This is a genomic window from Blautia sp. CAG:257 (assembly GCF_000433815.1).
Lineage (GTDB): Bacteria > Bacillota > Clostridia > Lachnospirales > Lachnospiraceae > Blautia_A > Blautia_A caecimuris.
In genome coordinates this window covers 85,621-93,944 of sequence record NZ_HF999046.1, presented here as the reverse complement: position 1 = coordinate 93,944, position 8,324 = coordinate 85,621, and the positions used below count along the sequence as shown (strand labels likewise).

Here is an 8,324-nt window from a genome sequence, read left to right as displayed (position 1 = left end):
TGGGAATTCCTTATATTTGAATTATACAAGAAGCTCCTTTTAGTAAAAAAATAGCCGATGCAGGATCGCCCACATCGGCTTCACACTTCTTGTTTAAGATGATATCACTTTAAATCAATAAAATCATCGTTACTAAAGCACCATTTTTATATTACGAATTGTGCATAGCGCACATTTATTGTACAAATCATAAAGGTGTAAATCTCCAATTTTGCACAACAGAATCCGTAATACACAGATATAAAGAAAAGGTTTAACTCTATATGTGCATCTTATATTGTATGATTCATTCCTCTTTTGTCTTTAAAATTTGTTGTCTTATTTTGTATATATCTTCTTACCTTGCAGGCAAATTCCAGTTCCTGAAGTTCCTCCATATTATCCAGATCTGTGTTCAGGATCTCCTGTATTTTCTGGATACGGTGGGCCATTGTGTTCCTGTGAAGATAAAGAGCCTCTGCTGCAAGCTTCCTGGAACCATGCTTTTGAGTAAGAACATCAAGAGTTTCCAGAAGAGCGCTTTCATGAGCTCTGTCATATTCTGCCAGCGGCCCCAGTTTTCTCTGAACAAACTGCCCCGTTTCCTCCTGCTGCGCAATATGAAGCAGGATCCTGTCATACTGGAGATCCTTCAGAAAAACAACTGTCTGCTTCTGTTTTTTCATCTTTCGGATCCGGAACCCTTCAGTAATCTCCTGATATATCTCCGGAAGCATCAGATATCCTGTGATCTCCTGGCTTATCAGTGCAAAGCAGGCGCAGTTATTAACTGTTTCTGTTTTTTCAGTCAGTTCCAGAGAAATCTTTTTCAGCATCTCCTCAGAACAGCTGCCTCCTATAATGCAAAAACAGGATTTTTTACGGCATACACAGGTTCCCTGTATGTAATATTTTTCCAGAACTCGAAGAGATTCTTTTATCTGTATCTCCCGTTTCATTTCCAGAAGGGGCGAATAATCCCCGTTCTCTTCAAGCTGAAGAGTGATCACTCTTGCCGGAACCGGGGGCCAGTGAAGGGCAAAGGTACGATGTTCCACTTCCTCTTCCTGAGTGATCTTGCCTGTCAGAAGCTCCAGAAAAAGCTTCTGATCCTGTTCCAGCTTATTCTGCTGTCCCATCCGGTATCGGGCATCCATATGAATCTGATTTTTTGCCTCCACAACAGCCACCATTACCGGAAAAACAATATCCTGAAACCCCGCATTGTTATTCAGGAAAAAAAGAGGCAGCGCCAGCTGATCAGCCAGTTGAAGCGCTTCCTGAGGAAAATCATCAAAAAACCTTGTCTTGATGGCAAGGGCAGAACAATTTGCCTCATGCATGTTTTGGATCAGCTCCAGAAGCGCCTCCTTATCGTTGCGGATGGCATAGCCTGTTGTAATTAAAAGAACATGCTCCCGCAGCCATTCCTTCATCTTTGGCTGTTCCATCATGTCATAGGATTCTACTTTGCGCATGATCCCGTTTTTCCCTGCTACAAGAGAGGCTCCTCCGCTGCTCCATATTTTTTCGATATCTTTTACATATAACTCCATCTAAAAGCCTTCCTCTTATGTTCCTGCTGTTTTTGTTCAGTATTTCTCCAGTAGTTTCAAAAGAAATGCAGAAAATCTTTTACTCCCGTTTCTGTCCGCTCCGTTTCTTTTTCCGGGAAGCTGGCGGAGGGGAGAAGGTCTGAATGTAATCCTGCCGGATCAGTGTTGCATCCTGTGAAAGAAAAGCAGCTACACGCTCCTGATCGGAAGTTTGCTCCGGGAAAAAGGATGCAAATTTCTGTGCCAGCTGTTCCTCTTTTCCATACAGTTTAAGAGTTCCTTCATATCCTACCAGTTCTCTTAGCACAGCAGTAAATTCTTCATATCTTTTTTCTCTTATCTCCAGATCCACTCTCGCCTTTGCCGTTGTACCGTTCAGATAAAGAATTTTCAGCAGAGTATCGTTTTTAGACCGATCCATTGTTACCCACAGAGCCAGCTTTTTTGAGATTAACTTCCCGCCGATCAGCATCCAGTTCTGGCTTCGGTAGATTTCCAGATACTTTTTCATAGTATCATCTTCAAACTCTACTGGCTCAAAATGTTCTCCATCCAGCAGCTGCTCCAACTGTTTTTTGCTGAGGATCTGATTCAGCACCGGAATGTTTCGGTAAGGTGTACATACATAGCGTCTCATTTTCTGAAACAGAGCCACAACCAGAACTGCTATGCCAAGTAAAAACAGGAAAAGCTCTCCATCCATTTCAATTTTCCCGGTTGCAGTTACCCAAAAACCTCGCAGAACCAGTACAACACCAAATCCCCACAGCCCAAGAATCAGTAACTTTTTCAGCGGATAAAAATGAATCCATTCGATGATCTGTATCTGTTGTCTGCCGCTCATAGGTTTATCACACAAAAGCCGGCGGGTGATCCACTGATTTAAAAATTGTGGAATCCATGCAATTCCAAACAGAAAAGCTGCAATACCGGCATAAATGACAATCCCGATCCATCCAATATCCAGATAAGACTCCAGAAGCACAGGGAAACTGAGCAGCAGCATAAGGAGAAAAAACGGAGCAGATGACTTCCTGTGTTCCTTTTGGATCTTCAGATCGTTTATGGCAGAATAGATGCACAGGAAAGCGATCATGACCGCTGACATCGCTCCTGACACCCAGTTTTTAAGATCTCCGAACCGCAGGACGTGTTCCTTCCTGTGCATACCATAAAATTTTCCAGTAATACCCGCATAGAGGCAAAATCCCAGGTAAACCAGGGCCAAAAGCGCCCCTGCCAGCTTTAAAATTGTTTTTCCTGAAAGTTTTCTTTTCTCCATCTTTATCCTTTTCCTGTAAAATCACTAAAAAAATTAATCTGCTTTCAGATTTTTATCCAGAATCACCAGTTCTCCGTTGCGTTCAATGATACCAGGCTGAACCACAACGATTTTCAGGCCTTCCGGTAATTCCAGATACTGTGAAGCATAACCCCAGACCTTAATCTGATCGCCTTCCTTAAGCTCAATGGCAGAACTTACTGTACCGTCTTCATTCAAAATCTGGTTGGCAATACAGTAAAGCTGGCCGGTTGTATCCTCTGCGATGTAGAGAGATACATCCGGAGAGAGCGGCGTACCGGCAATAGCCTTATATTCACCAACTTCTTCGCTCCAGACGGTACCTTCACTGTAAAATCCAACGGCCATATTTTCTTCGTATCCCTCAATAATTGCATTGAAATCCTGAGCATACGGCTCCATCTCGGCTGTTGTCGTATCCTTGTAAGCGGCAATCTTTTCATTTGATACCTGTTCTTTTATTTCCTGCGGCTGATAATCCTTGTATTCAAAAATATTATCCGAAGCAAGTGTGATCGCTGTGTAGTCATCACCCAGCATGACTTTATAAACAGCAATCTCATCATCACCAACAGTACGATTAATGTCGATATTTCCTGCGGAATTCAGTTCATATCCGTCTACACCTTCCAACGCCTTTTGTAAGGCTTCGTTGGACATGACACAGTTGATCCCATTGAGCGTTACAAAGAAATCAGAATCTGGCTGATCCTTATCCGCAGAGTATTCCAGTTCCGCCACCATTCCGCCCTCAGCAGGCTTACATGGCTCTGTCCCGTCATTTACGATTGCAACATCCATTTCCTGACCGTCTTTGGAAAGTTCCCCATAAATACGCTCGCCGGGCTGCAGCGAAACCTCAGCCGCATCATATTCTTCCGTTTCCAGACTCCATCCGGCCTGTATCAGCCGGGAAGTTTCCAAAGGAAGCGTGTAGTAAGTACCCTCCAGTACGAACTCAGGCGTCCCGTCATTTTTCAGCTGAGACAGAATGGCCTCATCCGTACAGCCTTTATCTCTGCCCGCAGCTTCCGGAGCCGATGTCTGAGGTTTTGAGCCGCATCCGGCAAGCATACTGCACACCAGCGCACATCCTGTCAGTAAAGCAATCCATTGTTTTTTCATAAGCGTAAATCCTTTCTGCGATTCCATCAAATTTGTTTTATGTATGAACAACTCATATCCTTTATAAATGGCGATTATACACCGATCAGCGTCATGACCACATAGAGTAGGATCAGCAGGAGCGCAAGACACATTGCACAGAAAACGGCAATGGTGGTTTTGACCCTGTACCGCTCCTTTAATGTCAGAACCATCATTGCAAGTACATCAAAGGAAAAGAAGAACTGGCAGATTCCAGCTAAAACCGCCAACCATTTCGGATGTACGCCGTCTTTCCATGACTTTATCAGATAAGCGATGGCGTAGGGAGCTGCCCCTAACAGAATCCCGTATCCTAAAATCAAAAAAACAATAGTTACCAGTCCGAACAATGCCATCAGAGGCAATGGGAAGAATGCCATCAGCGTTACATATACGGTGATGCTCCCTCCGACCAGATAGAACGGGATCAGTCCATACTTGATGATCAAAGTGCAGTTCAGCAATGTCTTTCTTGACCACTTTCTTCCTGCGGTCAGCACAACGATCAAATTGACGATTCCCATGATAAAGGGCAGAAGGATCGATACTATCTGCAATGTGATCGCATTGCCAAAACAGACTGCCAAAAGAAAGAATGTATAAGACACAATCACATAGAGTACCGGGAGAATATAAGTCATTTAACAGCCTCCTTTCTTCGCCGGATCAACCAGAGGATCAGCCAGATCAGGCAGACCGGGAACGAAAACAGGCTCAAAATCAAAAGTCCGGCTCCAAATGATCCGAGGATTGAGTCCCCGGCGATTATATTACTGATGATTCCGAGCAGTGCCAGACCAAAGCTGAAAGAGAGCCAGCAAAAGAATGCATATTTACTTTCTTTGGCGTTTGCGGGTACTCTTGATTCTCCCTTTTTGTTTCCAAGCCGGGTTTTTAGCTGTTGGCTCAGAAGTCGTTCCTGCTCCTCTAATTCTGTATCTCCGATCGCCCTTGCGTAATCACCCCGAAGCAGGTGATACCCTATTTTATCCTGCGTATTTTTTGCCTGATGCAGAAACTGTTCCAGAGTCTCTTCTGCTTCTGCCCAGCGCTTTTGCTCCAGCAGAGCGGAGAACCAGTTCGCTGTAATGATATTTTTAGAATGCCTGCTGAGTGCCCAGGGACGCCAGTGATCCAGTCCCTGTTTCAGTTTTTCAAGATCATGGTCACTTTGATAAGCCACCACATAGGGGTTCAGTTTCTTTGCCAACCAGCGTTCATATCTGCAATATGCGAAAAAGCACAGAGCCAGCAGTGCAAGAAACACTACAACAGCAATCCACATAGTCTCGTAAGAAAAAAAGTGATCATAAATCAGACACGCAGCTCCGGAGAGAGCAGCAATGCTGAAAATTGGCCATGGATTCCTCATAATAGCAATATCTCCAATCATTTGTTTGTATAAAGATTTCTTCCGCCGAATTCATTCTTCCCCATCACCATAGTCTCCTGAATCCTGCCTGTCACATGCTCCAGCAGATAAAAGATCGTCTCGTAATGGATGTACTGCAGGATATTTTCGTCAAACATAAATTTCAGGTTTGCGGGAAATTCCTCGTCTCCCTCCCAGAACTGAAGGATCACAGGCAAAAAAGAAAACGGGTACAGCTTTACCGCCACATCGCCTTTCAAATCTGTTTTTTCACCAAAAGATCCACAGGCCTTTTCAAGAGCCGCTACCTTTCCGTTAAAGCTGTCAGCGGTTTTCTGGAACAGATTTACTCCCGGAGGATTCGCCTTCACAATACCCTTCAGCATATTGATGGAACAAAATTTTCCGGACAGACTGCAGCTATCTTTTGAATAGCAAAGCACATCATAGATTGTCATGGACTCATTGAAATTTCCTTCAGTGACTGAGTGAAACCCGTCCTCAGACCATTCCACCACACCGTTTTTGCGGTTGATTCTGTAGGGTCTTCCCATAAAATCCAGGTACAGATACTGTCTGTCATTTTTCAGTGAAAATTTCTGAATCATTTTTTCCTGGTCATATTTTATAAATTCATCCCGCATCCTGTTCCGTGTGATCTCATAATTGGATACTTTCATTTTTCCCTCTTTCTTAATCTGCAGCTTCCAAATCAGCTGATTCGGTTATAGCTGTCATATTTTTATATTTCCGGTAAGTTTTATAAAAAGTCTGTCAAAAATCTCACAGCCTGATATTTCATAGACTTCATTGATTATTTTTGATTTTATCATACATTTACAGAAAAAGACAGAGTATTCTTACGGCCTGAAGCCAAATAAATACTCTGTCTTAAAAAACTTAAAAAATGATAGAATCTATATTTTTATTCCTGAAATCCTCCCTGTTCTCTTTCACAGCTATCAGCAGTTGTCTGCGTTCAGGCTGCATACTGTCCTGCAAGCACAGTCCTTCGCACTTTTTTCCTGACAAAGAAAAAGCATACCGCCTGAAGCACAATGGTAACGGTCCAGGATGCAGGATAGGAAATAAAAAGAAAATCAAGAGATCTGTGAGCCGGAAATACCAGATAGATCCAGATGATCCTCATTCCGACCGTTCCGATCACGGAAAGGACCATGGGTACGGCAGAATAGCCCATTCCCCGCAGCGCTCCCGGAAAAAGGTCCATAATACCACAGAGAAAATAAGGAACTGTGGTAAAGGCAAGGATCTCCAGTCCGCAGGCTATCACATCTGCCTCGCTGGTGTAAATCCTGAGAAGGCCGGAACCAAAGAACCAGGCTCCAAAACCCAGGCTGAAGGAAACTCCTACAGTAAGAATCATGCAGTTTACAAGAACCTTGTCCATTCGTTTCAGTTTACCCACTCCATAATTCTGACTGGTAAAGCTCATACATGCCTGAGTAACAGAATTGGCTGCAGCATAAAGGAAGCCAAAAATATTGTTGGCAGCCGTATAGCCTGCCATGGCAACGGAGCCAAAGGAATTTACAGAGGACTGCAGCATTGCATTGGAAAAATTAATAACCGTGCTCTGAAGTCCTGCCGGAATACCTACCTGAAAGATCTGCTTCAGGTACTTCCACTTAATAGTAAGTCTGGAAAAACGGAGCTGATAGCTGCTCTCTGATTTATACAGGCATCGCAAAACCAGAATACAGGAAATCATCTGAGCGATAATGGTTGCAATGGCAACTCCCGCTACATCCAGACGGAACCAGATCACCAGAATCAGGTTCAGAACCGCATTGGTGATTCCTGAAATGATCAGAAACAAAAGCGGTCTTTTAGTATCTCCCACAGATCTTAAAATAGCTGCCCCGTAATTGTACAGCATAAAAAAAGGCATTCCGATAAAATAAATCCGCATATAAAGGGCTGACTGGTCAATTACATCTGCCGGAGTACCCATAAGCTCCAGGGCGAATCTGGAAAAGCCCAGTCCCACAAATGCCATCACAACGCCACTGATCAGAGCAAACATAATAGAAGTATGTACGGTCTCGGACATTTCCTTTGCTTTTCCGGAAGCATAAAAACGGGCGCTTAGCACATTTGCTCCCAGAGAAACACCTATAAACAGATTGGTAAAAATATTAATCAGCGCTGTAGTTGATCCTACGGCTGCCAGAGAACGGCTGCCGCTGAATCTTCCCACCACCACAATATCCACTGCATTAAACATCAGCTGCAAAATGCCGGACAACATCAGCGGAATCGAAAATGAAATAAGCTTGGGCATAATCGAGCCATTGCACATATCAATTTCGTATTTGCTGTTTTTCAATTCTCTCTCCTCTTTTCCTCATTTAAGTAAATATTCTTTCCTGAAACAGTCTGTTCAACTGCAGAAAATACTTTTTCAGTCAGCCAGACTTCCCAGATAATAAAAGCCTTTACACTCCTCAAGCTTTACATTTACATAAGTGCCCAGAAGACTTTCATCTGCCGGAAAATGTACCAGAAGATTGTACTGGGTCCTTCCGGTAAAAATTCCCTTCTCCTTGCTTTCCTCTTCTACCAGAACCTCCTGAACGGTTCCTGCAAACCGGGAGGAACGGATTCTTCCCTGCTCCTGTACAAGGGCAAGAAGACGGTTAAAACGCTCCTTTGTCACATCTGCCGGAACCTGATCCTCTTTGGCGGCTGCCGGAGTTCCGGTGCGTTTGGAATAAATAAAGGTAAAGGCAGTATCGTATCCGGCCTTTTTTACCACATCCAGAGTCTCCTGGAAATCTTCCTCTGTCTCTCCCGGGAAGCCTACAATAATATCCGTTGTAAGAGAAATATCCGGGATGGCAGTACGGATTTTTTCTACCAGGTTCAGATATTTCTCTTTGTCATAGCGACGGTTCATCTCCTTCAGAACACGGCTGCTGCCGGACTGAAGAGGAAGGTGGAGATG

8 protein-coding genes are annotated in these 8,324 nt (G+C 43.8%); all 8 read right to left on the bottom strand.

The genetic code is table 11. The features are described 5' to 3' along the window. Nucleotides 1-272: 272 nt before the first annotated feature. Complete coding sequence (locus QVP40_RS06690) at nt 273-1,535, bottom strand: PucR family transcriptional regulator (RefSeq protein WP_022067703.1); 1,263 nt, start codon at nt 1,533-1,535, stop codon at nt 273-275. 79 nt (nt 1,536-1,614) lie between these two features. Next, nucleotides 1,615-2,817: a hypothetical protein gene (locus tag QVP40_RS06685; RefSeq protein ID WP_022067702.1), complete on the bottom strand. Its 1,203-nt coding sequence runs from the start codon at nt 2,815-2,817 to the stop codon at nt 1,615-1,617. A 33-nt stretch (nt 2,818-2,850) separates the two neighbouring features. Further along, nucleotides 2,851-3,963 (bottom strand): hypothetical protein, encoded by a 1,113-nt coding sequence (locus QVP40_RS06680; RefSeq protein WP_022067701.1) that lies wholly within the window; start codon nt 3,961-3,963, stop codon nt 2,851-2,853. 74 nt (nt 3,964-4,037) lie between these two features. Continuing rightward, nucleotides 4,038-4,625, bottom strand: a complete 588-nt coding sequence (locus QVP40_RS06675; RefSeq protein WP_022067700.1) for a hypothetical protein — start codon at nt 4,623-4,625, stop codon at nt 4,038-4,040. After that, nucleotides 4,622-5,356 carry a ribonuclease III gene (locus tag QVP40_RS06670; protein WP_243270994.1) on the bottom strand — a complete coding sequence of 245 codons (735 nt, stop codon included), beginning with the start codon at nt 5,354-5,356 and terminating at the stop codon, nt 4,622-4,624. The genes QVP40_RS06675 and QVP40_RS06670 overlap by 4 nt, the downstream gene beginning before the upstream one ends. A 17-nt stretch (nt 5,357-5,373) precedes the next feature. Then, complete coding sequence (locus QVP40_RS06665) at nt 5,374-6,036, bottom strand: DUF3786 domain-containing protein (protein ID WP_022067698.1); 663 nt, start codon at nt 6,034-6,036, stop codon at nt 5,374-5,376. Nucleotides 6,037-6,335: 299 nt separating this feature from the next. After that, nucleotides 6,336-7,679, bottom strand: a complete 1,344-nt coding sequence (locus QVP40_RS06660) for an MATE family efflux transporter (protein WP_288200362.1) — start codon at nt 7,677-7,679, stop codon at nt 6,336-6,338. Between the two features lie 102 nt (nt 7,680-7,781). After that, nucleotides 7,782-8,324, bottom strand: a 543-nt coding sequence (locus QVP40_RS06655) for a radical SAM protein (protein WP_288200361.1), incomplete at its 5' end; no start/stop codon positions are given.